The sequence below is a fragment of the Desulfosarcina sp. genome, assembly GCF_055467485.1.
In genome coordinates, this window is record NZ_JBUOIV010000047.1 from 1 (window position 1) to 24719 (window position 24719).

The following is a 24719-nucleotide window of genomic DNA, read 5'->3' on the forward strand; positions in this document are numbered from 1 at the left end:
GAATTTTTCGATCATCTGCGACGCTCGCGGCGATGCGTCTGGGAGGGCTTGTACAGCCATTTTGCCACCTCCGACGAGACGGATAAAACCTATGCCCGGGAACAATTGAATCGTTTTCATGCCCTGATCAAACGGCTGGAAGACAAAGGCCCGTTTCCGCCCATGGTTCACATGGCCAACAGTGGGGCGGTGCTGGACATGCCGGACAGCTACTTCAACGCCTGTCGTTCCGGGATTATGCTTTACGGCCATTACCCGTCAACGCAAACCTCGCGATCAATCTCCCTTAGGCAAGTAATGACGTTCAAGACCGCCGTCACCCATTTACGACGACTGCCTGCCGGCCATAATGTGAGCTATGGAAGGCGCTGGAAAACCGAACGTGAAACCACCATTGCCGTGCTTCCAGTTGGCTATGCAGACGGGATCCGGCGCCATCTGACCGGCAGATTCCAGGTGATGATCGGCGGGCGGTATTACCCGGTGGTGGGGACCATTACCATGGACCAGATTATGGTGGATGTGGGTGACGATCCAATAACGGTGGGTGACGATGTCCTGATCTGGGGAGACACTGAAAAGGGCCGGATCCAGGTCCTTGATGTGGCCGAAGCCATTGGCTCGATTCCCTATGAAATCACCTGCGGCGTCTCCCGGCGGGTTCAGCGTGTGGTTGTTGCCGATCATCACCCTCTCGGCATTGATTGACAGCGTTGCCGGCTGTGGGTAGAGTTGAGTCCGCTGTTGCATGTTGTTCTCATATTCTCATAATTGTGGCTGCCTCCCATGAAGTGCCCTGAATGCCAGAACGCAGTCCATAGCGATGCCGCTGCCTGCGACCATTGCGGCTGTCCGCTAGACCGGCGCTGTGATACCTGCCGAAGCATCAACCGGCCCCAAAGCAAATTTTGCACGGCGTGCGGCCATTCGTTGGCCCCTCTGTCGACCCCTTCACCCGCTTCCGAACTGCGAGTGCGAGCGCATTCCCCGTCGGATGCCGCTGGGAATCTTCATTTGTCGGGAAGGTTGGCCCATTGCCTTCTCGGACCGCCCGACGCCGGGCCAGATGGGTATGGAAGCGGCAGCGAACGAAAAATGGTGACAGTGCTTTTTTCGGATCTTACCGGATACTCTGCCCTATGCGAACGACTGGATCCAGAGGATGTTCGCGAGATGATGAACCTGGTGTTCAAAGAGATTGCCGGAATTATAATCCGCTATGAAGGTTATATCGATCGGATCATCGGGGATGAAGTCCTGGCGGTTTTCGGGATACCACGCACCCATGAGGACGATCCGATCAGGGCAATCCGGACAGCTGTGGACATTCATGACACCGTGGCCAGGATGACCGGCCGGTTCAACGGGCGGTTGGAAAAACCGCTGGCGATGCATTCGGGAATTGCCACGGGCTTGGTCGTGACCGGCAAAACCGATCCGGGACCCGGACGGCAGGGCATCACCGGTGACCCGGTGAACCGGGCATCCTTGCTGACCAATTTGGCCATTTCCGGAGAAATTCTGGTTGGTGCGTGCACCATGCCCTCCACGTCAGGTTTCTTCTTTTTTGAGAAATGCAAGCGTGGCACAGGCCGGAACAAGGCGGAATCAATGGATGCCTATCGTGTTCTGGACACAGTGAAAAAACCGGACAAGATCAGGCGGGTCCAGGGGTTGCGTGCCCGACTCATCGGGCGCAACACGCAATTGAAACATCTGCATGCCTGCCTGTCAGTGGTCGCTCATGGCAGGGGCAGCTGTGTATGCATCGAGGGTGATGCCGGCACCGGGAAAAGTCGGTTGATCGCCGAATTCAGAAAAGCAATCACTCAAGGCGACGTCAAATGGTTTCAGGGGAACGCCTACGCCTACACCCGGGGCGTACCTTATTTTCCCCTCATCGACCTGCTGGGCCGTACCGCGGACCTACGAGACAATGATTCACCGGATGTGGTCCGGAAAAAGCTGGCCGCAGAACTCGATCCCATTCCGGATGAAGATAAAGCGATCTTTCAGATCATCGAACGCCTGTTTACGCTGTCCAATGAAATGGCTCCGCAAATTACGCCGGAGTCCTGGAAAATCAAGCTGAAACAAGCACTGGTAAAAATGATCGATAGCCAGTCACAAACCGGACTGACGGTTATCTGCATTGAAGACCTGCACTGGTGCGATCCATCTACGGTGGACCTGTTCCGAAACCTGCTCAACGAGGCGGATCTTCCCGTGTTTTTTCTGATCAGCTTCCGCCCCGGTCAACTGGCCTTCAACCATAGCCAGATCACCAACCCCTATTATCAGGTCCAATCCATTCAGCTCAAAGACCTGCCGCCCGAAAAAAGTGAAGAACTGGTCAAGTCGCTGCTTCAATCGGAGCGTGTTCCACCTGTGCTGCTGGCATTCATTACCGACCAACTCGGCGGGAATCCGTTTTTTCTCGAAGAAGTGGTCAACTCTCTCGTCGACACAGGGACCCTGATAAAAATAGGCGCTGACTGGGAGGTGTCCGGCACTATCGGTGAAGCGGAGTTCTCTCACAGCATCTCTGCGGTGATTGCCTCCAGGCTGGACCGCTTGGGGAGCACCGCCAAACGGATTGTACAGGAGGCCTCGGTTATCGGCCGGCGTTTTTCTCCGGCGGTTTTAAAGCAGATTTCTTCCGATCCGGAGCGGGTCGATCAGAGCCTGGCCGTCCTCAAATCTTTGGGGATGATCCTGGACAGTGAGGATACCGGCGAACGGCTTTGCCAGTTCAAGCATATGCTGGTTCAAGACGTGGCCTACAAGAGCCTGCTGAAACGGCAGCGCAGAAACCTGCATGAAAAGATTGCCCGGGCTCTGGAAAGCCAGAGTCCGGACCGCATCGATGCCCTTTGCGAAACCCTCGCTCACCATTTCAGCAACGGTCATTCCCTGCATAAGGCCGTGACTTATCTGAAGCGGTCCGGACGCAAGGGGCTGAAAAAAATGGCCGTCATCGAAGCCCACAATTACTACCAAAATGCCTACTGCATGCTCCTTGACAGTAATCGATTGGCTGATGATGCGCCCCGTCGCATTATGGAACTGCTGCTGGAATGGTTTTTCGTCTTCAACCTGCGGGGGCGATACAAGGATTCGTTGAACCTGATGAAACGGCATGAATCGGAAGCGATGAACAGCGTGGACCTCGATTTAAAGGGGATGTACCTTGCCTGTCTGGGCTGGGCCTATCAACGGCGCGAGCATCTCAATTCGTCGCGGGACTGCCTGATGGAGGCCCTGACGATCGGGGAACAGATCAACAATTACAAGGTGATCGCCTATTCCTGCGCATGCCTGATATGGACCTGCACCGACATGGGGCGCCTGGACGAGGCTTTGGGTTTTGCCGCCAAAGCCGAAGCGGCATCGCAAAAATTTGAATCCGAAGATCCCTCCTGGTCATTTGAAATGGATCAGGACCTGGTCCGCTTTGTCCTTACCGGAACGGCCATTGCCCATTGGTTTAAAGGCGATTGCCATCAATGCCGGAACTTGGGGGATCGCCTACTGGCTTACGGGGAAAAGGCAGAGGATGTGAACAGCATCTCCGAAGGGTATCTGGCCCACGGCATGGGATGCTTTGCAGCCGGAGATTACCGTAACGCCATCGAAAAATGCGTCATTGCCATCGACAGGTCGGCGGACCCCCTTTATGCGTTAAACGCCCGATTTCTAATGGCGTATGCCCACCTTACCCTGGGTGAGGTGAGCCAGGCAGAGAAAAACCTCCATGAGATCATTACCTTTTGCACAGCGTCGGGGTACGAATACATCGGAACATCGGCAGATGCCCTGTCCAGCGTCGTTGAGGTGGCCAAGGGAAATATCGGGCAAGGGGTGAAAGCAATCAGCAGGCACGCCAGGCAATACATGGCCAGTGGGAAATATTACCACGCCCAGACGTTTCACTACATGCTGGGCCGCATCTATCTGCGAATTGCCTTGCGCGAAGGAGATTTGGGTCTTTCGATGGTGATAAGGAATCTTCCGTTTCTCGTGGCCCACCTGCCACGGGCGGCAAAGCATGCTGAACACCATTTTAAAACGGCCATCCGTATGGCCGGACAGATCAATGCCATTGGCATCAAGGGCCAAGCATTATTCGATTTGGGCCGGCTTTATCAGGCCACAAAAAGAAAACATCTGGCCGTACCGCTGATCGAGGAAAGCATGACCTTGTTCGAAAAACTGGGGGCGGACGAACACCTGAAACAGGCCCAGTCCGCCCTGAAAGAGGCTGAACCGCGATAACGATCGACCGTTAGTTTGAGCCGGCGCCGGCCATCGCCTGTTTCCGCAAAAGGTCATACAGGCGACGGGTTATCGGCCCCACTTCGCCGCGCCCTATGGATTTATCGTTGATGCGCACCAGGGGAAGCAACTCGGTGACGGTTCCGGTGAGAAAAACCTCGTCGGCACCCACTAGCGCATCGATTCCGAAAAACGATTCCTCCACAGCCAGGTCCGCATCTCTGCATAGTTTCAGAACCACCATGCGGGTAATTCCCGGAAGGATGTTGTCTGTCAGCGGATGGGTGGTCAGCCGTCCACCGGATACGATAAACAGGTTCGAACTGGTTCCTTCGCGGACGACGCCCTGATCCGAAACGAAGATGGCATCATCGCAGCCGGCATCCAGCGACTTTTGTTTGGCCAGGCTGTTGGACAGCAATTGAATGGTCTTGATGTCACAGCGTCCCCAGCGGGTGTCTTTAACGGTGATGGCCGTCGCTCCGTTTTGGCGTTTTTCTGCCGGCATCTCCTTGACCGGACGGATAGTCATGATGACCTGGGGGGTCATGCCCGGGGTGATGGCATGGTTGCGGGGGGCGACACCCCTTGAAATTTGAATGTATAAACCTGCCCGCGGGTAGCCGGAACGGGCGAACAGATCCAGAACGACTTTTCTGAAGTCGGCGCGGGAGATGGGGTCGAAAGCCAGTTCCCGCATGGATCGCTCCAGCCGATCCAGGTGTTCCTCGAGCATGAACAGGCGTCCTTCATAGCTGGCGATAAACTCATAGACCCCGTCACCGAATTGGTAACCCCGATCTTCGATGGGCACGACCGCCTTTTCGATGGGCATGATTTCTCCATTCACATAGGCAAGATCCGGCATGGGAGGCTCCTTTCGACATGCATGATATCTCTTTGGGTAAAGGGTTCGGAGGGTGGATCGGAAACCCGTAAATACTTTTCTACATACACCAAAACGATCTGCGTTGAAACCTATTTGGCAGCCGATTGAAGGATGCCCGATGATATCGTGGATTGGATGTTTGACACAGGATTCGCTCCTGGGATATACCCCTACCCTAGCCGTTTTAGGACTGTACGCGATTGATGAGCCAACGGACACAACCTAAGATCGATTGATCGGATAATTGCCATGAAACCCATCGTTGCCATTGTTGGCAGACCCAATGTGGGTAAATCCACCCTTTTCAACCGGATCACCCGATCCAGGGATGCCATTGTGGATGACCTGCCCGGCGTGACCCGGGACCGGAATTTCGGTGATGCCCGTTGGAACGATAAGGCCTTTACTCTGGTCGATACCGGCGGATTTGCCGAAGGGGACGACGACGCATTTGCCGCGCACATCCGCCAGCAGGTCGAGCAGGCCATCACCGACGCCGATGCGATCGTCCTGATCCTTGATGGAAAGGGGGGCATGTCTCCCTTTGATACCGACCTGATCCACATGCTGCGCGCCATCGATAAACCGGTGTTTTACGTGGTCAACAAGATCGACGGTGAGGGCCAGGAAAAAAGCCTGTCCGATTTTTACAGCCTGGGCATCGATACCCTGTTTCCGGTATCGGCCGAGCATGGGTATGGGGTCCCCGATTTCCTGGATGAACTGACCGCCGGTTTTGCTGAAATGTCGGCAGAAGCGGAACGATCAGATGCCATCCGCATTGGGGTGGTGGGAAAACCCAATGCCGGCAAATCCTCCCTGATCAATGCCATTTTGGGTGAAGAGCGGCTGGTGGTCAGCGATGTCGCCGGTACCACACGCGATTCCATCGACTCCGCCTTTACCTGGCAGGAGCGGAAATACGTGCTGGTGGATACGGCAGGGATCCGTCGAAAGGGAAAGGTGTCCCAGCGTCTGGAAAAATTTTCGATCATCAAGGCCCTGCACAGTCTGGAACGGTGTGATGTGGCCTTGATCGTTGTCGATGCCGAGCAGGGGATATCCGACCAGGATGTCCGCGTGGCCGGTTACGCCCATGACCGCGGGTGTGGGGCTATTTTTCTGCTGAACAAATGGGACCGGGTGGACAACCGGGACGGAAAGGCCCTGAAGCGGCTGACCGAGGAACTGCGCATGCAGGCCAAGTTTCTTAGCTTTGCCCCGGTTACCACGGTCTCGGCCAAAACCGGCCTGCGGATTCAGCGCGTCTTTCCCCTCGTGGACGAGGTATACGATCAGTATTCGGCCCGGATCACCACCGGGCAGTTGAACAAGACCATGGACCAGGCCCTGACACGCACCCAGCCCTCGATGCACAAAGGCAAGCGCCTCAAATTCTACTATGCCACCCAGGTGTCGACGCGGCCGCCTACATTCGTCAGTTTTGTAAACTTTCCGGACGGCGTGCATTTTTCTTACCAGCGCTACCTGGTGAACCAGATCAGGCAGGCGTTCTCCCTGGACAAGACACCGGTTCGCCTGCTGCTGCGCCAGCGTACGGGAAAGAACCCGGCTTTCTTAAACAAGCCGTCCACCCCCATCAAACGGAAAAAGCGAACCGGCAAGCGCCCCGCTAAACAATAGAGATGGACCTTTTCGACTATCAGGCTGCAGAATCCACAGATCCGCAGCGGCCTCTGGCCGAGCGCATGCGACCGCACCGCCTGGCCGACCTGTTCGGCCAGGATGCGGTGACGGGGCCGGACTCCCTGATCCGCCATGCCATTGAAAACGACCGGATTTTTTCCATGATCCTGTGGGGGCCGCCCGGCTGCGGGAAAACCACTCTGGCGCGGATCATCGCCCGCGAAACCCGATCCCATTTCCTTCACTTTTCAGCGGTGCTCGCCGGTGTCAAACAGATCCGCGAAGTCATCGAGGAGGCCAAAAAACAAAAGCAGTTCCAGCGCAAGCGTACAATCCTGTTTGTGGACGAGATCCACCGCTTCAACAAGGCCCAGCAGGATGCCTTTCTCCATCATGTGGAGTCCGGGCTGATCACGCTGATCGGCGCCACTACTGAAAATCCGTCCTTTGAAGTGATTTCGCCACTGTTGTCCCGCTGCCGGGTGATCGTCCTCAGCCTGCTGGACGAGGATGCCGTAGGCCGTGTGCTCGACCGGGCTATCCAAGACGGGGAGAACGGTTTGGGAGACCTGAATTTATCCCTGGCCGCCGATGCCCGGGATCACCTGATCCAGATTTCTTCTGGGGACGCACGCAGCGCGCTCAACAGCCTGGAGGTGGCCGCTACACTGGCTCTGGCCGAATCTCCGCCCAGACCGGGAATCCGCCGAAAGGTCACCTTGGACCATGTGGAGAAGGCGCTGCAGAAAAAAGCGCTGATTTACGACAAGGGCGGTGATGAGCATTTTAACGTCATCTCCGCGTTTCACAAAAGCCTGCGGGGCAGCGATCCGGATGCGGCCCTGTATTGGCTGGCCCGCATGCTGGAGGCCGGGGAAGACGCCCTGTATGTGGCGCGACGCATGGTGCGGTTTGCCTCCGAGGATGTGGGCAATGCCGATCCGTTCGCCCTGCGTCTGGCCCTGGGGGCCATGGAGGCCTTTCGATTTTTAGGGCATCCGGAAGGGGATCTGGCCTTGGCCCAGGCCGCCGCCTACCTGGCCACGGCGCCTAAGAGCAACAGTATTTACAACGCATGGAACCAGGTCAAGCAGACGGTCCGGGAAAAGGGTGCGTTGCCGGTGCCTCTGCATATCCGCAACGCGCCTACGGGGTTGATGAAGGACCTGGGCTACGGCAAGGGATACCGCTATGCCCATGATTTTAAGGACGGATATGCCGTCCAGGACTACCTGCCGGATGCCATCGCCGACAGCCTGTTTTATTTTCCGACGGACCGGGGGTACGAGAAGATGATTGCCGGGCGTTTGAAAAAATGGCGAACATTGAAGGAAAAGACGAAAAAGTGAACTGCGAGAGCGAACGCACTCCCCGTCGCTTGCGGCGGGGTCAGCGAGCGAACTGGAAATCGATGTTTATCCAGACGGTGAAGAAACCCCGCGGATTGCCGCGGGGAGGGATCATTTATACGATTGAAAGTGCCCTGCTTTAGGATTTGAAGGCATGCCGCCTCTCAGCCAATCGAAATCTCCACATCCATGAACGGCTTCAATGTATTGGCCACGATGCAGCCGCGTTCGGCGATCAGAACCATCTTTTCCATCTGATCCCGATCGATCCCCTCGCCCTTGACCACCATTGCCATCTTCCGGAAGCGGGGCGGCGTCCCCTCCAGCGTGCCGCTGACCGTTGCGGAAAGCCCCTTTGCCTCAATCTCCCGTCCCTGGAAGGCGGCGATCAGGTTGCTCATGAAACAGCCGCCCAGGCTGGCCACAAGCAGTTCGCCGCCCATGGGACCCTGGTTGCCGCCGCCTTTTTCCGCCGGGCGATCGGTTACCAGTTCATGCTCGCGAATCCGGGTGCGCGCCGCGGTGGAACCATCGATTTGAGATATGGTCGTTGTGACTTCCGGCATGATCTGATCCTCCTGGTCGAAGTTGTCGATGGTCGCAATCTGGTCACGATCGACTCAAAAATCAAGGTGTCGGCGCGTAATGAATGCTTCGGTTTGGCACCGATTGCCGCCGATCCCCGATTGATTTGGCCTGTGGATGCTGCTACAAAGAGAGATACATTCAGGCTGAATTCTCGAGACAGCGTGCATTTATCCTTCAAGGGAGGGCGTTTGATGTCCACACCTGCCGCCACCAAACCCATACTGATCGCATTCGTCCTGCTGACACTCATGAGCGGTGTCAGCATCCGAACGGCTGTTGCGGACATGCGCCTTTTCAAGGGGCAGACCGTATACGTCCCGCTCTATTCGCATATTTACAGCGGTGACCGCGAGCAACCCTTTTACCTGGCGGCCACCCTGAGCATCCGCAATACGGACAGAAAGCATGCCATCACCTTGACAGCGGTGGACTATTATGACTCGGACGGCAAGTTTCTGAAACACTATCTGGATAAGCCCCTGCCCCTCAATGCCATGGCCACCAAACGCTATGTGGTGCCCGAATCGGATAAAAGCGGGGGGTCCGGTGCCAAATTCATCGTTACATGGAAGGCGGAGCAGGCGGTGGCTGAGCCGCTGATCGAGTCGGTAATGATCAGCACCAAGACCCAGCAGGGGATCTCCTTTACCTCCAGGGGGAGGGTGCTTGAGGCCATATCCCCATAGATAGTGTTCACCCATAAGCGGCATCTTGTGGCCCATATCTGCGTTTTCGCCAATTGGAAATCCTCGACGTAGCGCTGCTACGCCTGCGGTTTCCAATTAGCTGCAGCCTTGATCTGAGCCACAATCTACCATGTCTGAACGAACACTATGGGATATACAATCATAGAACGCGAAATGGGTTCCGAGTCCAAGATCCTGTCTTCTTGTCAGGTTTTCCCTTCTGGAGGAATGCGGGATCGCTTATTCAGATAGATCAGCAGCAGCCCCCCGGCCAGGATCATGGTCATGCACAACAGCTGGCCCATGGAGAATGAGAGGAAGATGAACCCCAGATGGGCGTCGGGCTGGCGGGCATACTCGATGAAAAAGCGCACCAGGCCATACCCCATCAGATAAAGGGCCAGCATGGCCCCCCGAGTGGTGACCCGCTTTTTGACCGCCCACAGGACGATAAAGAGGACGATGCCTTCGAAGAAGGCCTCGTAAAGCTGTGAGGGATGCCGCCGGCCGGGACCCGGTGCAAAAGGAAAGTACATGCCGATGGGATGGGCCGTCACCCGCCCGAAAAGCTCCCCGTTGATAAAGTTGCCCAACCGGCCGAAGGTATATCCCAGCGGAATGCACGGGACGATGAGATCGGCCATCTCGAAAAAATCCAACCGGTTCTTGCGCACGAAAATGACGGTCGCTACGACCACGCCGATGAGCCCGCCGTGATAGGACATGCCGGTGATGCCCGTAAAGCGGATGCCATTGGAAAAGTCAAAGGGCAGGATAATTTCCAACGGATGGTGCAGGTAGTAGGAGAAGTTGTAAAAGAGCACATAGCCCAGGCGGGCGCCGACGATCAAGCCCAGGATCATGGCTGTCATCAGTCCTTGGAGGCCTTCGGTATCGATACGGAAACGATCCTCTTGCCGAATGCGATAGCTGGCCAGGATGTAGGTCATGGCAAAGGCCACGATGTACATGAGGCCGTAGTATTGCAGCCTGAAGCTGCCGAATTCCAGGATCACCGGGTCCATATGTTCCGGCAGATGCTGCCACCAGTAGAGAAATTCCCCCATGCTGTTTTACTTTCCTCGATTCGCCGTTGGTTTCAGAAAAGGTGACATTACTACCGCCCGGTGCCTCGCGTCAATACCATCTGGTCTGCTGATTGTCGTCCCCTGTTTTCGGTTGGCGGTTCCGGCCGAGGTATAGACGTTGAATGCATTCGTTGAGGGGGGTGCTTCAGTAAAGAACCGAATAGAACCCGCCTTGAACCGCAACAGCGAGCGCATTCCCCGTCGCTTGCGGCGGGGTTAGCGAGTGAACTGAAAATCGGCTTTTTATCCTTACGGTGAAGATTCCCCGCGGCTTGCCGCGGGGAGGGTTCAATGCCTTAAGGCGCCTGCCCGCTTTCATCCGGCCTTGGTTCTCCCATTGCCCATGCCAGCCGTGCATGGGCTTTCCCGTATCCATAACGCGCTTCAAAATAGGCGTTACTTGCCCGATCGAGGTAACTGCGGGCATCGAGCACCTCCGTGGAGGTGGTCAGCTGCTGCTGGTACAGCAGATTCGTGATGCGCCAGTGCTCCCGGGCCTGATCAAGGGCTGTCCGTGCGGTTCCGATATTCTGGGCGGCCACATCGAGATCGAGACGGGCTTGAACCACCTGGAGGCGAACGTCATCCATTATCTTTTCCAGCGTCTGCGACAATGCCCGTTGTTCGGAACGAACTTTGGCCGACCGGGCGCGTGTTTTTCCGAATTCGAAAAAGGTCCATTGGGCCTGAACCCCCAGGCTGGCATTGTACGGGTTGGAATAATCATTGTTGCTGGCCCCTAAATCATCACCGTTCTGCTGGTATTTGCCCAGAAGGTCGATCCGGGGGTAATAGTCGCTTTTCACCAGCAGCGCTTCGTCGACCTTCGATTGGATGGACTGCTTCAAAACGGCGACTTCGGGTCTGGCCTTCAGAGCCTGCTGGACCTGGTCGTTTAATGACGGGGCCATGGGTTTTGCGGGGGCGACGTCTGCAATCTCAATGTCGCTTGCGTAATCCCTTCCCAGCAGCAGGCACAGGGTCGACCGGACGTTCTTGACACCGGCTTCCGCCCGGTGACGCTGCTGAAGGGAATCGGCCCTGGCGACCTGGGCCTTGAGCAGATCGTTCAACGGAACCAGCCCGTTTTCATGGAACGTGCGCACGTCGGCTTCATGGGCGACCAGTGCTGCGTCGCTGCTCTCGGCCACCTTGAGGGCACTTTTTGCCATGAGCAGGTCGAAACAGCGCTGCCTGACCTGCAGCATCACCCACTGTCGGGTCTGCTGCAGTTCCAGCTTGCGGGTCTCCAGGCCCAGCTCGGCCAGATGGTGACGGGCGCTGATGCTGAATCCGGAGAACACGGGCTGGGACAGGGCGACCTCCCAGTAGTGTTGATCCCGGCTGTTGGTGATCACCTGGTTCCCGTAAATATTGACAAAGGGCGATTCGGCCAGGTTCTGGTAAGCGTATGCTGCAGATAGCTTTGGAAAATAGTCTGACCGGGCCGCCCGTTCGCCGAAGGCCGCGGCCTGCCGATAGGCGTCGTCCTGACGGATCAGCGGGTTGTTCTCCATCGCTTCACGGACGGCTTCGTCGATGGTCAGCGGTGCTGCCGCACCGACGCCGACGCCGGCAAGTAGCACGATGATGATGACCCATAACCGTTGCATCGTTTTTCTCCTGAGAAGCGTTCTTATTCCAATGTCTTCCTGAAGCGCGACACGGCCAAGACGAGAAAAGCCGCAGCCAGGATAATCTGGGCACCGATGGGCCGCCACAGGATGCTGATGCCGACCCCTTTGACCACAATACCGTGAAGAACCTGCAGGAACCAGCGCATGGGGTTGAGCACGGTGAACCATTGGACGGCTTCGGGCATATTGCGGATGGGAAAGATGAAGCCGCTGAGCAAAATGGCGGGCACAAGGATAAAAAAGGCCGTGAGCAGCGCTTGCTGCTGGGTGCGGGCGGTGACGCTTACCAGCAGCGCCAAGCTCAGGTTTCCCAGAATGTATATCGCGGCCGTCGCGTAGAGCAGCAGCAGGCTGCCCTGGATGCGGATGCCGAAGATCACGCTGGCGATGAGGAACATCAGGGTCATGGTGACCATGCCGGTGGCCAGAAAGGGCAGGGTCTTACCAACAATGAACTCCGCCCGTCGGATCGGTGTGACCATTACCTGTTCGATGGTGCCGATCTCCTTTTCGCGCACGATGGCCATGGAAGCGAGCACCAGGCCGATCAGGATCAGCATGACGGCGATCAGGCCGGGGACGAAGTAGTACTTGCTCTCCAGGTTGGGATTATACCAGGCTCGTGTGCGGACTTGCAGGGGAACGGAAACCGCCGCGACAGCGCCGGTTCGATCGGCGGCCATCCGCCGGTTGAACCGGGCCACGGCCTGGCTGGCGTAATTGAGAGTCACGGCCGCATCGTTGCTCAAGGTGCCGTCCACGAGCAGCTGCACGGTTACCGCTTTGCCTGACCGGAGATCTCCTGAAAAATGCGGTGGAATGCGGACGACCGCTCGAACCCGACCGGCATCCAGCAGCCCTTGGACCGGGTTGGCGGTAGCAAGCCGCCGGGTGACGCTGAAGTAATCGCCACCGGCAAATTCGGCGACCAGCCGGCGGCTTTCAGGGCTGTTGTCAGGGTCGACCACTGCGGTACTGATGTTTTTTACGTCGGTGGTCAGGGCGAAGGCCAGCACGGTCATCTGCACCAGGGGCATGACCAGCACCACCATGCGCATGCGCACATCCCTGAACATCTGCAGGAATTCCTTGTGAAGCATCTGTCGAATGCGCAGGATCACAGGCTACCCCTCCAGTTTCAGCTTCATTTTGCGATGAGAGAGGAAAACCATTACCGCGGCGTAGATCGCCAGCAGGGCGGCGTTGAGGCCGAGGACCTCCAAGCCGATGCCCTTGAGGAAAATTCCCCGCAGCAGGGCGATGAAGTAGCGCGCCGGCACAATGTAGGTAATGGCCTGGATCGCCGCCGGCATGTTGTATATGCCGAAAACGAATCCGGAGAGCAGCAGCGTGGGCAGGTATCCGGTGAAAAGGGCGATCTGATTGGCCAATACCTGGGTCTTGAGCACGATGCTGAGCAACAGGCCCAGAAACAAGGCGCCAGTGAGAAACACCGATGCCGACAGAAACAGCAGGCCGGTGCTGCCGCGCAGGGGTACGTTGAAAATCCAGTACCCCATGGCCACGGCGATGGCCACGTCCGCAAGGCCGATGACAAAATAGGGCACCACTTTGCCCAGGACCAGTTCCGGGACCTGGATGGGGGTGCTGATGAGTTGCTCCATGGTACCGGTTTCCCACTCCCGAGCCATGGTAACGCTGGTGAGCATGGCGGCGATGACCACCATCACCAGGGCGATGATGCCGGGAATGATGACATTGCGACTCTCCATGTCCGGGTTATACCAGGCGCGCGGTTCAAGCGATACCGGGCCGGTCCCCGCAAGACGGACACTCGCTCCGGCCTGCAGCCGGCCGCTGTAGATTTGGCTGATGGCGTTGACGTAGCCGGTGGCCAGGGTGGCGTTGTTGGCGTCGGTGCCATCGATCAGGGCCTGGATCTCGACGGGGTGGCCGGCCCGGCTTCGGTCGGCGAAATCGGCAGGGATCACCAGGGCCACCATGATGGTGCCGGCATCGAGCATGTCGGTGAGTTCTCGATATCCCTGACTGTAATGATCGACGGAAAAATAGGCCGAACCGTCGAACAGGCTGATCAGTTCGCGGCTCTGGGCGGTTTGGGACTGGTCCCAGACCGCTGTCGGAACCTGCTTGAGGTCCATGGTCAGGGCGTAACCGAACAGGGCGATAAGGAGCATGGGGATCGCAATGGCCAGTACCAGGCTGCGCCAATCGCGAACCACGTGGATCGATTCCTTGCGGGCCACGGCTATGAACCGCTGGAGCTTCATGGGGCTTTCCTTGGCCGGCCACCCAACGTTCGCGACCGGCGGTCATCCTTTCTTGCCATGGCGGCGATCCTCCTTTTCAATGAGGGCGACAAAAACATCCTCCATGGTGGGGACGATTTGGGTCAGGGTTACATCCGACAGACCCAAATCGCCGGACAGCCGTCGGATGCGGTGCTCTACGATACCGGCGTCGTCCACCTTCAGGTGCAGTCCGGCACCGAACAGGGCCACATCGCGGATGCCCTCGACGGCTGACAATTCATCCATGAGGTCCTGGGGCTGCGGGCAGCGAAGATCCAGGATGGTTTCGTCAACCAATCGGTTCTTCAGTTCCCGGGGGCTGCCCAGGGCGATCATGCGTCCCTGGTAGATCATGGCCACCCGGTCGCAATATTCGGCTTCCTCCATATAGTGGGTGGTGACGAAAACGGTGCGTCCCCGGCCGGCCATGTCGTAAATCAGGTCCCAGAACCGCCGCCGGCTCAATGGGTCCACGCCGCTGGTCGGTTCGTCCAGAAAAACGATGGGCGGCCGGTGCAGGATGGCACAGGCCAGGGCCAGGCGTTGCTTCCACCCGCCGGCCAGCAGCCGCGTCGGCTGATTCTCCCTTCCTTCCAGCCCGGCCATGCGGACGGCCCAGGCCTGCCGTTCGGACATCCGTTGGCCTTCCAGCCCATATATCCCGCCGTAAAAATTGATGTTTTCTGACACGGTGAGGTCTTCATACAGGGAGAACCGCTGGCTCATGTAGCCGATACGCTGCTTGATGGCTTCGGCCTGGCCGACGATGTCGCAGCCGGCCACGGTGCCAACGCCTTCGGATGGGCTGAGCAGGCCGCAGAGCATCCGGATCGTGGTGCTCTTGCCGGCGCCGTTGGGTCCCAAAAACCCGAATATCTCACCGGCCGAGACGGTCAGGTCGATACGGTCCACAGCCACAAAATCGCCAAACCGTCTGGTCAAACCCCGAACCTGGACCGCCCCGGCCCCCTGAATTCCTGCTGACGCATGTGGGCGGGAAGAGCCTTTGGCCGACGGTCGAGCGGGGGCCTTTTCCTGCGGCGTTGCGATCGTATTGACGAAGACATCCTCAAGGCTGGGGGGAATCCGGCGCATGTCCTGAATCACGAGATTTTCCTGCCCCAAAACGGTGCGCGCCTCTCTGGCGGTCTGATCCGGATCCCGGCTGACGATGTGGATGCTGTCGCCGAACAGGTCGACACTGGCGGCATCGGCCAGGCCGTGGCGGAGGATCCTGCAGGCCTGCCGGGACTGCTCGCAGTGCACGGCCAGGATGGTCATGGGCATGGACCGCCGAACCTTTTCGGGGCTGTCCTGCACCAGAATCCGCCCCCGGTCCATCAATCCGATCCGGTTGCAGCGTTCGGCCTCGTCGAGATAGGCCGTGGTGACCAGGATGGCCACTCCGCTTTTTAGCATGCGATAGAGGATGTGCCAGAAATCCCGGCGGCTGACAGGATCCACGCCATTGGTGGGTTCGTCGAGCAAGAGTACCTCGGGCGTGTGGATCAGGGCGCAGATCAGCTGCAGCTTCTGTTTCATGCCGCCGGAGAGCTTGCCGGCCTGCCGTTTGCGGAAGGGCCTCATGTTGGAAAAATCCAGCAGCGCTTCCAGGCGCGCTGCACGTGCCTGACGGGACATGCCATAGAGGTCCGCATAAAAGTTGATATTTTCATCCACGGTCAGGTCCGGATAAAGACCGAAACGTTGGCTCATGTAGGCCAGGTGGGTTTTCACGTCGGCACTTTGTTCCGGCAGGTCGCACCCGGCAACCCAGGCACGGCCGCCGGAAGGATCGAGCAGGCCGGCCAGCATGCGCAGGGTCGTTGTCTTGCCCGCACCGTCCGGCCCCACCAGACCGTAGATTTCACCCCGGTTCACGCTCAGGGTAAGATCTTCCACGGCCGACAGGCTGCCAAAGGACCGGGTCAGGTGTTCGGCCAGGATGGCCGTCTTTATGTCGGGAGGGTTCACAGGGCGGCCTCGATGACGGCGTCGGCGGGCATGCCCGGTTTGAGTGCGCCGTCCGGATTGTCCAGCCGGATCTTGATGCGGTAGACCAGGTTGGTTCGCTCCTTGAATGTTTGAACCGAGCGGGGGGTGAACTCCGCCTCGCTGCTAATGAAGCTGATGCGTCCGCTCCAGCGTCGGTCCGGGTAGGCGTCGATGGTGACCTCGGCAGTCTGGTCCAGCCGGATTCGGCCCAGGTCGGTTTCATCGATGAAGGCGCGAAGCCAGACACCGCGGGTGTCGCCGACGGTCAGAACGGCAGTGCCGGGATTCAGATAGGCGCCGGGCTCGGCGGACGTGCTGAGCACAACGCCATCAAAGGGGCAGAACAGTTCGGTTTCCGACAGTTGCTGACGGGCGATGGCCAGACCGGCCTGGGCCGCAGCCAGTCTCGCCCGGGCCTGATCGATGGCCTCCTGTCGGGGACCGGACTTGATCAGGGCATAGTCGGCCTCGGCCTGGTCCAGCACCGCCCGTGCCTGACTGATCTGCTCCCGTCGACTGCCCTCGCGCCGCAGGCTCAAACGCTGAACGGCGGCCTGCCGCCGTGAAACGGCAGCCTCTGCCGCATTTCGGGCAGCCACCCATTGCGTCCGATAATTATCAAAGGCCTGTCGGCTGATGCCGCCATCTTTGAAAACGGTCTCGTAACGGGTAAAATCGGCACGGGCCAATTCCAACCGGCTTCGGGCCGTCCGTTCGTCAGCCTCCGCCCGACGAAGTTCCGCTTCGGCCTCGGCGATTTCCTGCGCCCGACTCCCGCTTTGCAGTTCGCTGAGGGCAAAGCGGGCCTGGCTGACCAGGGCCTGGGCGCGCTTGATCTCTTCGGGACGGCTGCCGGCTGAGAGTTCCGCCAACACCGAGGATGCATAGTCGACATCGGCGGCGGCCTTTTGCCATTGAAGCTGATAATCCGTGTCGTCCATTACGGCCAGACGCTGGTCCTGTTCGACCCGATCCCCCTCGTCCACCAGTCGTCGGCTGAGGCGGCCGGGAACCTTGAAGGCCAGATCCACCTGGGTCACGTCGATGTTGCCCGACAACCGAATCTTTCCAGAATCGCCGTTTGCTCTAAAAAAGAGATTCAAGGCGATAGCGGCCAGGCCAATGACGGCTATGGGAATAATGATGCGAAGTCGCTTTTTCATTGCCTTTCTCCGTTCACCGGGGGCCAATCGGATCTGGATCGTCCCCCGGGAGCATACCATTGCGGACCGATTCTATGCCGGCCAGGGAAAAGCGCGTAATATGATCGGTCAATTCGTCGATAATGGCCGGGTCCGAATAGTCCATGGGAACCAGGCGCATGACAATGGGGCGGGCCATGGCGTAGTGAAAACACTGGCCGATGATACTGATCTGGCAGCGCATGATCTCCTTGACGGTCGCACCTGTCCCCAGCAGCTCCGAGACGATGGCACTGAGAACGGCGGCGGTGGGCCGGATGAATTCGTCCACCAGGTCGTCCAGGAAAGGCGATGGGTCGGCCAGCTCCCGGGCCACCAACTGCCCTTTGCCCGGGTAGCCAGAGAGACCGCCGGGTGACAATAGGCGCTGCAGGGCCCCATGAATAAAGGCTTGCAGGCGGTCTTCCGGGGAAGAGCGGCCGTGGGTGCCTTCATCGACGGGATAGCGGTCAAACGTCCGTGAGATCAGATCCATGACCACGGTCCGGTACAAATCCTCCTTACCGCCGAAATAGTAGTTGATGGCGGCCACGTTTACGCCGGCCGCCCGGCAGATTTCCCGGATCGTGGCGGCCTTGTATCCCACCCGGCCGAAAACGTCGCCGGCGGCATCGAGTATCTTTTCTTTAACCGGCCGTTGATCGAAGGTGCGTGTCATAGCAGTTTTTCCCGGTGACAAGATTACAACATATGTTTTAAACAAATGTTTAAACCGGAACAGATAGATCCGTCAAGAAAAAATTGAACCGCGATACCGAGCAAACTGAAAATCGACTTTTTATCCTTACCGTGAAGATTCCCCGCGGCTTGCCGCGGGGTGGGTTCAATGGAGAATGACAAGGCCGGTCATGGGATAAATCGAAATGCGAAATGTGGTCAATCCGGGTTGTGCGGTTTAAACGCCTTGCCCTGCCAGGTGTTTTTATCCCGGAAGCGGGTGTGGATCAGGTCCGTGGTTTCCCGCTTTTGCAGGGACCAGGCCGGGGCCACCAGCTCCTTGGGGTGGGGGTCGCCGGTGAGGCGCTGAATGATCATGCTCTCCGGCAGGCGTTCGATGAAGTCACATATCAATTCAGCGTACTCCTGCTGAGCCAGGCAGCGGTAGCGGCCAGTCCGGTACAAGGTCTCCATGGGGGTTCCCCGCACCACATAAAGCAGGTGGAGCTTGATCCCGTCGATGCCCATGGCGGCGACGGCATCGGCAGTCTCGAGCATGTCCTGCCGGGATTCGCCGGGCAGGCCCAGGATCACGTGGGCGCAGATGTTGATCCTGCGGTTGCGGGTGATCGATACCGCCCGTTCGAAACAGGCCAGGTCATGGCCCCGGTTGATCCGGGCAAGGGTGTCGTCGTGGGCGCTTTGCAGGCCGTACTCAATCCAGATGAGATGCTTTCCGGTGTAGCTCTCGAGCAGGTCCAGCACCGGCGGATCAACACAGTCCGGGCGGGTGCCGACGGCCAATCCCACCACGTTGTCGATGGCAAGGGCTTCGTCGTACAGTGATTTCAACTGTTCGACGGTGGCGTAGGTGTTGCTGAAAGACTGGAAATAGGCCATCAGTTTCTTGGTTTTGAAGCGGCGGGCGATTCTTGCCTTGCTGCGTTCGATCTGCTGCGTGATCGATAGGCCCTGGCGATGGGCACCGGTCCCGGATCCGTTGGCATTGCAATAGATGCATCCGCCAACGGAGATGGTGCCGTCGCGGTTGGGGCAGTCCAGCCCGGCGTCGACGGTGACCTTGTGGACCCGGCAACCAAACAGCGATCGAAAGTAGGTGTTCAGATCCAGGTATGGCTTTTTATCCACGGCGATCCTGTCCTTGACCTAATTATCCCGGCAATTATATAGTGCCGATCCGGAAAGCGATTTTTTGCACGATAGCAATGTCATGCCCGGGTATCTATCCGCGGCATTTGAATGATATGTACCCCAAGGCACTTCTCTCAGAGCGACGGTGGCCACGTATTCAGCATGCCTTGATATCGACCCGCTTGCAAGATGCCCAAACAGACCCTAATCGTCTGTCGGAAAAAAGAAAAGCCAAAAATATATGGCGATATACCATAAACAATACGATGTGATCGTTGTGGGCGGTGGGCACGCCGGCTGCGAAGGTGCCCTGGCTGCGGCCCGCATGGGCTGTCGCGTGCTGCTCTTGGCCATCGACCTGGACAAGATCGCCGCCATGCCATGCAGTCCCTCCATCGGCGGCATGGCCAAGGGCCAGCTGGTCAAGGAGATCGACGCCCTGGGCGGAGAGATGGCCAAAGTTGCCGATCAAACGGCGATCCAGTACAAGACCCTGAACACCAAAAAGGGGCCGGCGGTACAGTCAACGCGGACCCAGAACGACAAGGGGCGCTACCACACGGCCATGAAAGCCGTGGTGGAGAAGCAGCCCAACCTGGACCTCAAGCAGGCCCTGGTGGAGCGTCTCGTCGTTGACGGCAACCAGGTCTGCGGCGTTGAGGACCACACCGGTTTCGGTTTTCAGGCGCCGTGCGTGGTGCTGGCCACCGGCACCTTTCTGTCCGGGCTGGTGCACATCGGCTTCAAAACCATGCAGGCCGGCCGGGCCGGCGAGTTTGCCGCCTACAGCCTGCCCGATCATCTAAAGGCGCTTGGCTTTACCCTGGGTCGCATGAAGACCGGCACGCCACCGCGGCTCGACCGGGCCAGTATCGATTTTTCCCAGTTTGAAGAGCAGCCGCTGGAGGACCCCGCCCGCGCCTTCTCCTTCTCGGGCCAGCCGGCGCGGCTGCCACAGGTTCCCAGTTTCATCGGGCACACCAGCGAGCGGGTTCACCGGCTGGTGCGGGAAAACCTGCACTTGTCCGCCCTGCACAGCGGCATCATCAAAGGCGTGCCGGCCCGCTACTGCCCCTCATTTGAAGACAAGATCGTCCGCTTTCCGGAGCGCGACCGCCACCAGATCATTCTTGAGCCCGAGGGACTGGACACCCGAGAGATCTATGCCTCGGGCCTGGGCAACAGTCTGCCCATCGAGGTCCAGACCCAGGTGGTCAGGGGTGTCCGGGGCCTGGAGGAGGCGGAGATCATGCGTCCGGCATACGCCATCGAGTACGACTTCATCAACCCCATTCAACTGCGCCCCACCCTGGAGACCAAGCGGGTGAAAGGCCTTTATCTGGCCGGCCAGATCAACGGCACCTCGGGTTACGAAGAGGCTGCGGCCCAGGGCCTGTGGGCCGGGATCAACGCCGCCTGCAGGGTCCAGAAACGGCCGCCTTTTGTTCTGGATCGCAGTCAGGCATACATGGCTGTGATGGTGGACGACCTGGTCACCCGGGGAACACGTGAGCCATACCGCATGTTCACCTCCAGGGCCGAATACCGGCTCATGCTCAGGGAGGACAACGCCGATCTGCGGCTGACCGAGATCGGACACGAACTCGGATTGCAGAGCGCCGATACGGTGAAGGGCAATCGCGAGCGACATGCCCAGATACAGGCCGAGATCCAGCGCATTAAACAGGCGGTGATCAAACCGCTGCCTGCCGTCAACGCCTACCTGGAGCAGCGAGGCACACCGCCCATCGACAACGGCATCCATCTGGTCCAGCTGCTGAAGCGGGCCGAATTGGATTACGACGTGGTTGCCAACTTGGCGCCTGCCGAAACACCCCCGGCAGAGCGGGTGGCCCGGCAGGTTGAGATTGAAATCAAATACGAGGGGTATATTCGGCGTCAGCTTCAGGAAATCGACAAGTTCAGACATCTGGAGCAGATCAAACTGCCGGAAACGATCGATTACACCGCCGTTCACGGCCTTTCCAGCGAACTCAAAGAGAAACTGACCGCGGTCCACCCGGCGTCCCTGGGACAGGCATCACGCATCGAGGGCATGACGCCGGCGGCCATTTCCGTTCTCATGGTGCATCTACGCTTATGGAAAAACCGTTAGTTCCCCGCCTGCGGGTGGACAAGCTTTTTATCCACGATGTCGGTCCGGTCAGCCTTGCTATCGAGAAGGGCGAGTGCGTGGGGCTATCCGGTCGGTCGGGTTCGGGAAAAACCCTTTTTTTAAGGGCGATCGCGGACATGGAAACCCATGTCGGCACGATCTGTCTGGACGGTACCGAGCAGGCGCTGATTCCCGCACCTGCCTGGCGGCGGCAGGTGGCCCTGCTTCCAGCCGAAAGCCAGTGGTGGTCCGATACGGTGGGCGACCATTTTGCGACGTCCGCTGCAAGCGGATTTAAGCGGCTTGGGTTTGACGCGGACATTCTGACCTGGCCGGTTTCACGGCTGTCCAGCGGGGAGCGCCAGCGGTTGGCCCTGCTGCGCCTTATGGAAAACCAACCCCACCTGTTGCTGCTGGATGAACCTACCGCCAACCTGGATGAAGAAAATTCCGCGAAAGTCGAAGAACTGATTCGTACCTACCGTGAAGAGACCGGTGCTGCGGTGGTTTGGGTCGGCCATCACAAAGTGCAGTTGTGTCGGGTGGCCAGCCGCTTTTTTGAGATGGAGAACGGCCGCATGATTGGCCGTGGAGGGGTGCCGTGACATCGGAGACGATTGTGTTGACACCGATGGACCTTTCTCTTGCCGCCCTGCTGGTGATCGCCCTGGCCCTCGTCAGCCGGCGCATGGGGCTGGGGCTGGCCGGCCAGACCATCCTAGCCGCTTTTCGAACCACGGTGCAACTGTGTCTGGTGGGCCTGGCACTGAAGGTGGTTTTTGCGTCGGTCCATCCGCTTTTGATCGCATTCATGGCCGTGGTGATGCTGGTGGCTGCCGCCCGTGAAGTGATGGCCCGCCAGAAGCGCCGTTTTGTCGGTTGGTGGGGGTTCGGCATGGGAGCGCTTTCCATGTTTGTCTCCTCTTTTGCCATCACCACATTCGCCCTGGCGGCCATTATCGGCATCGATCCTTGGTATACGCCGCAATATGCCATCCCCCTACTGGGTATGATGCTGGGAAACACCATGACAGGCATTTCCCTGGGCCTCGATCGATTGACGGAATCGGCCTGGGAGCGCCGCAGCACCATTGAAGGGCGGCTGATGCTGGGCCACACCTGGTCCGAGGCGATCGGGCAGATTCGCCGAAACAGCGTCCGCAGTGCCATGATTCCCACGATCAATTCCATGGCAGCTGCCGGACTGGTGAGTCTTCCCGGCATGATGACCGGCCAGATTCTGGCCGGCAACCCGCCGCTTGAAGCGGTCAAGTACCAGATCCTGATCATGTTCATTATCTCCGCGGGCACCGGCTTCGGGGCGCTGATTGCGGTCTGGACCGGTGCGCGCCGGCTCTTTGACGACCGGCATCGGCTGCGGCTGGATCGCCTGATATCATCCGGGGTATGATGAGCCCAACGGCTTGACATTAAAAAACAAACACCTTATTTTTGCGGATCGAGAACGTGAACGCTGATCGATATTTCAGCCAGGCGTTCATGCAAACCACAGCGGGGAGCGGGATCAATCATGTCCGAACAGGATTACTACCAGGTACTGGGCGTGTCCAAGACTGCCACAGATGCCGAGATCAAAAAGGCCTACCGCAAGTTGGCCATGAAATACCATCCGGATCACTCCAAGGGTGACAAGCGCGCCGAAGAGCAGTTCAAGGCGGTCAGCGAGGCCTACGCGGTGCTCAGCGACAAGGAGAAGCGTCAGCAGTATGATACCTTCGGTTCCACCGGATTCCACCAACGCTATTCTCAGGAGGATATATTCCGCAACGTGGATCTGGGAGACATCCTTAGAGAGTTCGGCTTTGGCGGTCAGGGGCGGCGGTTCTCTTTCGGCGGCGGCGGGCCGTTTGGCGGACACCAGCGACGCCAGGCGCCGATCAAAGGCTCAGACCTGGTCTACGAACTGCCCCTGACCCTGCAGGAGGTGGTCAGTGGAACCAGCAAGGCCGTCACCTTTCAGCATCAGGGCCGCAACGAAAATATCACCGTCAAGATACCTCCTGGGATGATCACCGGCAAGAAGCTTCGCCTGGCGGGCAAAGGCGAGCAAAGTGCATACGGAGGCCCTCCCGGCGACCTGTACATCAAATCCCGTGTGACCCCGGACCCCGTATATACCGTGGAAGACCATGACCTTCATGTCACCGTCACGATTCGGCTCAGCGAGTCCCTGCTGGGCACTCAGGTGAAGATACCCACTCTCGAAGGGGGAGAACTGAGTCTTAGAATCCCTCCGGGAACCCGTCATAAAACCCGGATGCGTCTTTCCGGGCATGGACTTCCCCAGATGAAGGGCGGTTCAAAGGGCGACTTGTTTGCCACCGTTTCGGTAGACATTCCCAAAGAACTGTCTCCCGAACAGAAAAAGCTCGTGAAAAAGCTGGCTGCCACCGGCATGTAACAAATTAAATTCATTGACAACTATCCCCTATTAGGTTACTTTTTCGCTGAACTGGCGGCATGGAATTGGTGTTTCATGGTTGCCTCTAAACGGTTATTTTGATTTTCTCAAACTTCATTGGCGACATCCGCACCAAACCGCTAAACTTCATGGCCCTTGTTTCTTCTGTTTTCAAATTTCTTCATGCTTGCCAGTTGCACGACGAGCAGTAAAGACCGAATATGCCTGAATTTATTCCCGTTATTAAGAAACATGAAATCCAACGCCAGATTTTAAGAATCGCGGAAACCATTTCAACGGACTATCAAGGCCGGGAACTGGTGCTGATCGGGGTTCTCAAAGGGGCCTTCCTTTTTCTCGCCGATCTGGCCCGTGAGTTGAAACTGGAAAAGGTTAAAATCGATTTTCTTCAAGCTTCCAGCTACGGTGCCGATACTGTTTCATCGGAAAACATCGTGTTAAAGAAAGACATTGACGTTGATATCCACGGCAAAGATGTGCTAGTGGTTGAGGACATCGTCGATACCGGCCTGACGCTGGCCTATTTGATCAGCCACCTGGAAGGCTTCAGTCCAAGCAGCATTAAGGTTTGCGCCATGATCGACAAAAGAGAGCGGCGAAAAGCGGCGATCCGCGTTGACTACGCGTGCACAACTGTGGAAAAGGGCTTTCTCGTGGGGTATGGCTTGGACTATGCAGAAGACTACAGAAATCTGCCAGAAATATACCATATGAAACTTTAG

At 58.0% G+C, this 24719-nt stretch carries 20 protein-coding genes; 10 read left to right on the forward strand and 10 right to left on the reverse strand.

The features are described 5' to 3' along the window. Together alr and ACZCED_RS18460 are read left to right on the forward strand one after the other, a co-directional pair. On the forward strand, nt 1-708 hold a 708-nt coding region (gene alr, locus ACZCED_RS18455; protein WP_464861403.1), incomplete at its 5' end, for an alanine racemase. A gap of 78 nt (nt 709-786) precedes the next feature. After that, complete coding sequence (locus ACZCED_RS18460; RefSeq protein WP_464861404.1) at nt 787-4275, forward strand: AAA family ATPase; 3489 nt, start codon at nt 787-789, stop codon at nt 4273-4275. 10 nt (nt 4276-4285) lie between these two features. On the opposite strand, the gene ACZCED_RS18465 is transcribed toward ACZCED_RS18460, so the two are convergent. Continuing rightward, nucleotides 4286-5143, reverse strand: a complete 858-nt coding sequence (locus tag ACZCED_RS18465) for a D-amino acid aminotransferase (protein WP_464861405.1) — start codon at nt 5141-5143, stop codon at nt 4286-4288. A 270-nt stretch (nt 5144-5413) separates the two neighbouring features. Between ACZCED_RS18465 and der the strand changes: the two genes are divergently transcribed. Beyond that, complete coding sequence (gene der, locus ACZCED_RS18470; RefSeq protein ID WP_462967472.1) at nt 5414-6808, forward strand: ribosome biogenesis GTPase Der; 1395 nt, start codon at nt 5414-5416, stop codon at nt 6806-6808. Between the two features lie 65 nt (nt 6809-6873). Continuing rightward, nucleotides 6874-8160 (forward strand): replication-associated recombination protein A, encoded by a 1287-nt coding sequence (locus ACZCED_RS18475; RefSeq protein WP_464861406.1) that lies wholly within the window; start codon nt 6874-6876, stop codon nt 8158-8160. A gap of 164 nt (nt 8161-8324) precedes the next feature. Here the strand turns inward: ACZCED_RS18475 and ACZCED_RS18480 are convergent, their stop codons facing one another. Beyond that, nucleotides 8325-8726 carry an OsmC family protein gene (locus ACZCED_RS18480; RefSeq protein ID WP_462967470.1) on the reverse strand — a complete coding sequence of 134 codons (402 nt, stop codon included), beginning with the start codon at nt 8724-8726 and terminating at the stop codon, nt 8325-8327. Between the two features lie 213 nt (nt 8727-8939). Between ACZCED_RS18480 and ACZCED_RS18485 the strand changes: the two genes are divergently transcribed. Beyond that, a complete protein-coding gene (locus tag ACZCED_RS18485) occupies nt 8940-9434 on the forward strand; it encodes a DUF3124 domain-containing protein (protein ID WP_462967469.1) in 495 nt (164 codons plus the stop codon). Between the two features lie 206 nt (nt 9435-9640). Here the strand turns inward: ACZCED_RS18485 and lgt are convergent, their stop codons facing one another. From lgt to mnmL, 8 genes are all read right to left on the reverse strand, one after another. Further along, complete coding sequence (lgt, locus tag ACZCED_RS18490; RefSeq protein WP_462967468.1) at nt 9641-10501, reverse strand: prolipoprotein diacylglyceryl transferase; 861 nt, start codon at nt 10499-10501, stop codon at nt 9641-9643. A 317-nt stretch (nt 10502-10818) separates the two neighbouring features. Then, the gene (locus tag ACZCED_RS18495) at nt 10819-12135 is read right to left on the reverse strand and encodes a TolC family protein (protein WP_462967467.1); all 1317 of its coding nucleotides are present in this window, start codon (nt 12133-12135) and stop codon (nt 10819-10821) included. Nucleotides 12136-12158: 23 nt separating this feature from the next. Further along, nucleotides 12159-13280, reverse strand: coding sequence for an ABC transporter permease (locus ACZCED_RS18500; RefSeq protein WP_462967466.1), 1122 nt, complete (start codon nt 13278-13280; stop codon nt 12159-12161). A gap of 3 nt (nt 13281-13283) precedes the next feature. Beyond that, the gene (locus ACZCED_RS18505) at nt 13284-14411 is read right to left on the reverse strand and encodes an ABC transporter permease (RefSeq protein ID WP_462967465.1); all 1128 of its coding nucleotides are present in this window, start codon (nt 14409-14411) and stop codon (nt 13284-13286) included. Nucleotides 14412-14453: 42 nt separating this feature from the next. After that, nucleotides 14454-16406: an ATP-binding cassette domain-containing protein gene (locus tag ACZCED_RS18510; RefSeq protein ID WP_462967464.1), complete on the reverse strand. Its 1953-nt coding sequence runs from the start codon at nt 16404-16406 to the stop codon at nt 14454-14456. Continuing rightward, nucleotides 16403-17590 (reverse strand): efflux RND transporter periplasmic adaptor subunit, encoded by a 1188-nt coding sequence (locus ACZCED_RS18515; protein WP_462967463.1) that lies wholly within the window; start codon nt 17588-17590, stop codon nt 16403-16405. Before ACZCED_RS18515 ends, ACZCED_RS18510 begins: the two co-directional genes overlap by 4 nt. 13 nt (nt 17591-17603) lie before the next feature. Further along, nucleotides 17604-18287 carry a CerR family C-terminal domain-containing protein gene (locus ACZCED_RS18520; RefSeq protein ID WP_462967462.1) on the reverse strand — a complete coding sequence of 228 codons (684 nt, stop codon included), beginning with the start codon at nt 18285-18287 and terminating at the stop codon, nt 17604-17606. A 218-nt stretch (nt 18288-18505) separates the two neighbouring features. Continuing rightward, a complete protein-coding gene (gene mnmL / locus ACZCED_RS18525) occupies nt 18506-19435 on the reverse strand; it encodes a tRNA modification radical SAM protein MnmL/YtqA (RefSeq protein ID WP_462967461.1) in 930 nt (309 codons plus the stop codon). 244 nt (nt 19436-19679) lie between these two features. On the opposite strand from mnmL, the gene mnmG reads away from it, so the two are divergent. The 5 genes from mnmG (at nt 19680) to hpt (ending at nt 24719) form a co-directional block, all read left to right on the forward strand. Then, the gene (mnmG, locus tag ACZCED_RS18530) at nt 19680-21554 is read left to right on the forward strand and encodes a tRNA uridine-5-carboxymethylaminomethyl(34) synthesis enzyme MnmG (RefSeq protein ID WP_464861407.1); all 1875 of its coding nucleotides are present in this window, start codon (nt 19680-19682) and stop codon (nt 21552-21554) included. Next, complete coding sequence (locus ACZCED_RS18535) at nt 21539-22159, forward strand: ABC transporter ATP-binding protein (protein ID WP_462967459.1); 621 nt, start codon at nt 21539-21541, stop codon at nt 22157-22159. Before mnmG ends, ACZCED_RS18535 begins: the two co-directional genes overlap by 16 nt. Next, nucleotides 22156-22965 carry an ABC transporter permease gene (locus tag ACZCED_RS18540; RefSeq protein WP_462967458.1) on the forward strand — a complete coding sequence of 270 codons (810 nt, stop codon included), beginning with the start codon at nt 22156-22158 and terminating at the stop codon, nt 22963-22965. The genes ACZCED_RS18535 and ACZCED_RS18540 overlap by 4 nt, the downstream gene beginning before the upstream one ends. Nucleotides 22966-23085: 120 nt before the next feature. Continuing rightward, nucleotides 23086-23976 carry a DnaJ C-terminal domain-containing protein gene (locus ACZCED_RS18545; RefSeq protein ID WP_462967457.1) on the forward strand — a complete coding sequence of 297 codons (891 nt, stop codon included), beginning with the start codon at nt 23086-23088 and terminating at the stop codon, nt 23974-23976. Nucleotides 23977-24197: 221 nt separating this feature from the next. Beyond that, entirely contained in the window at nt 24198-24719 is a 522-nt protein-coding gene (gene hpt, locus ACZCED_RS18550; protein WP_462967456.1) for a hypoxanthine phosphoribosyltransferase, read from the forward strand.

Excerpts from the sequence above, each read along its gene's own strand:
- ACZCED_RS18515 (WP_462967463.1), bottom strand. The coding sequence starts at position 17,590 with ATGAAAAAGCGACTTCGCATCATTATTCCCATAGCCGTCATTGGCCTG.
- mnmG (WP_464861407.1), top strand. The coding sequence starts at position 19,680 with ATGGCGATATACCATAAACAATACGATGTGATCGTTGTGGGCGGTGGG.
- ACZCED_RS18520 (WP_462967462.1), bottom strand. The coding sequence starts at position 18,287 with ATGACACGCACCTTCGATCAACGGCCGGTTAAAGAAAAGATACTCGAT.
- ACZCED_RS18535 (WP_462967459.1), top strand. The coding sequence starts at position 21,539 with ATGGAAAAACCGTTAGTTCCCCGCCTGCGGGTGGACAAGCTTTTTATC.
- hpt (WP_462967456.1), top strand. The coding sequence starts at position 24,198 with ATGCCTGAATTTATTCCCGTTATTAAGAAACATGAAATCCAACGCCAG.
- ACZCED_RS18460 (WP_464861404.1), top strand. The coding sequence starts at position 787 with ATGAAGTGCCCTGAATGCCAGAACGCAGTCCATAGCGATGCCGCTGCC.
- ACZCED_RS18465 (WP_464861405.1), bottom strand. The coding sequence starts at position 5,143 with ATGCCGGATCTTGCCTATGTGAATGGAGAAATCATGCCCATCGAAAAG.
- der (WP_462967472.1), top strand. The coding sequence starts at position 5,414 with ATGAAACCCATCGTTGCCATTGTTGGCAGACCCAATGTGGGTAAATCC.
- ACZCED_RS18495 (WP_462967467.1), bottom strand. The coding sequence starts at position 12,135 with ATGCAACGGTTATGGGTCATCATCATCGTGCTACTTGCCGGCGTCGGC.
- lgt (WP_462967468.1), bottom strand. The coding sequence starts at position 10,501 with ATGGGGGAATTTCTCTACTGGTGGCAGCATCTGCCGGAACATATGGAC.
- ACZCED_RS18505 (WP_462967465.1), bottom strand. The coding sequence starts at position 14,411 with ATGAAGCTCCAGCGGTTCATAGCCGTGGCCCGCAAGGAATCGATCCAC.
- ACZCED_RS18480 (WP_462967470.1), bottom strand. The coding sequence starts at position 8,726 with ATGCCGGAAGTCACAACGACCATATCTCAAATCGATGGTTCCACCGCG.
- ACZCED_RS18545 (WP_462967457.1), top strand. The coding sequence starts at position 23,086 with ATGTCCGAACAGGATTACTACCAGGTACTGGGCGTGTCCAAGACTGCC.
- ACZCED_RS18475 (WP_464861406.1), top strand. The coding sequence starts at position 6,874 with ATGCGACCGCACCGCCTGGCCGACCTGTTCGGCCAGGATGCGGTGACG.
- ACZCED_RS18485 (WP_462967469.1), top strand. The coding sequence starts at position 8,940 with ATGTCCACACCTGCCGCCACCAAACCCATACTGATCGCATTCGTCCTG.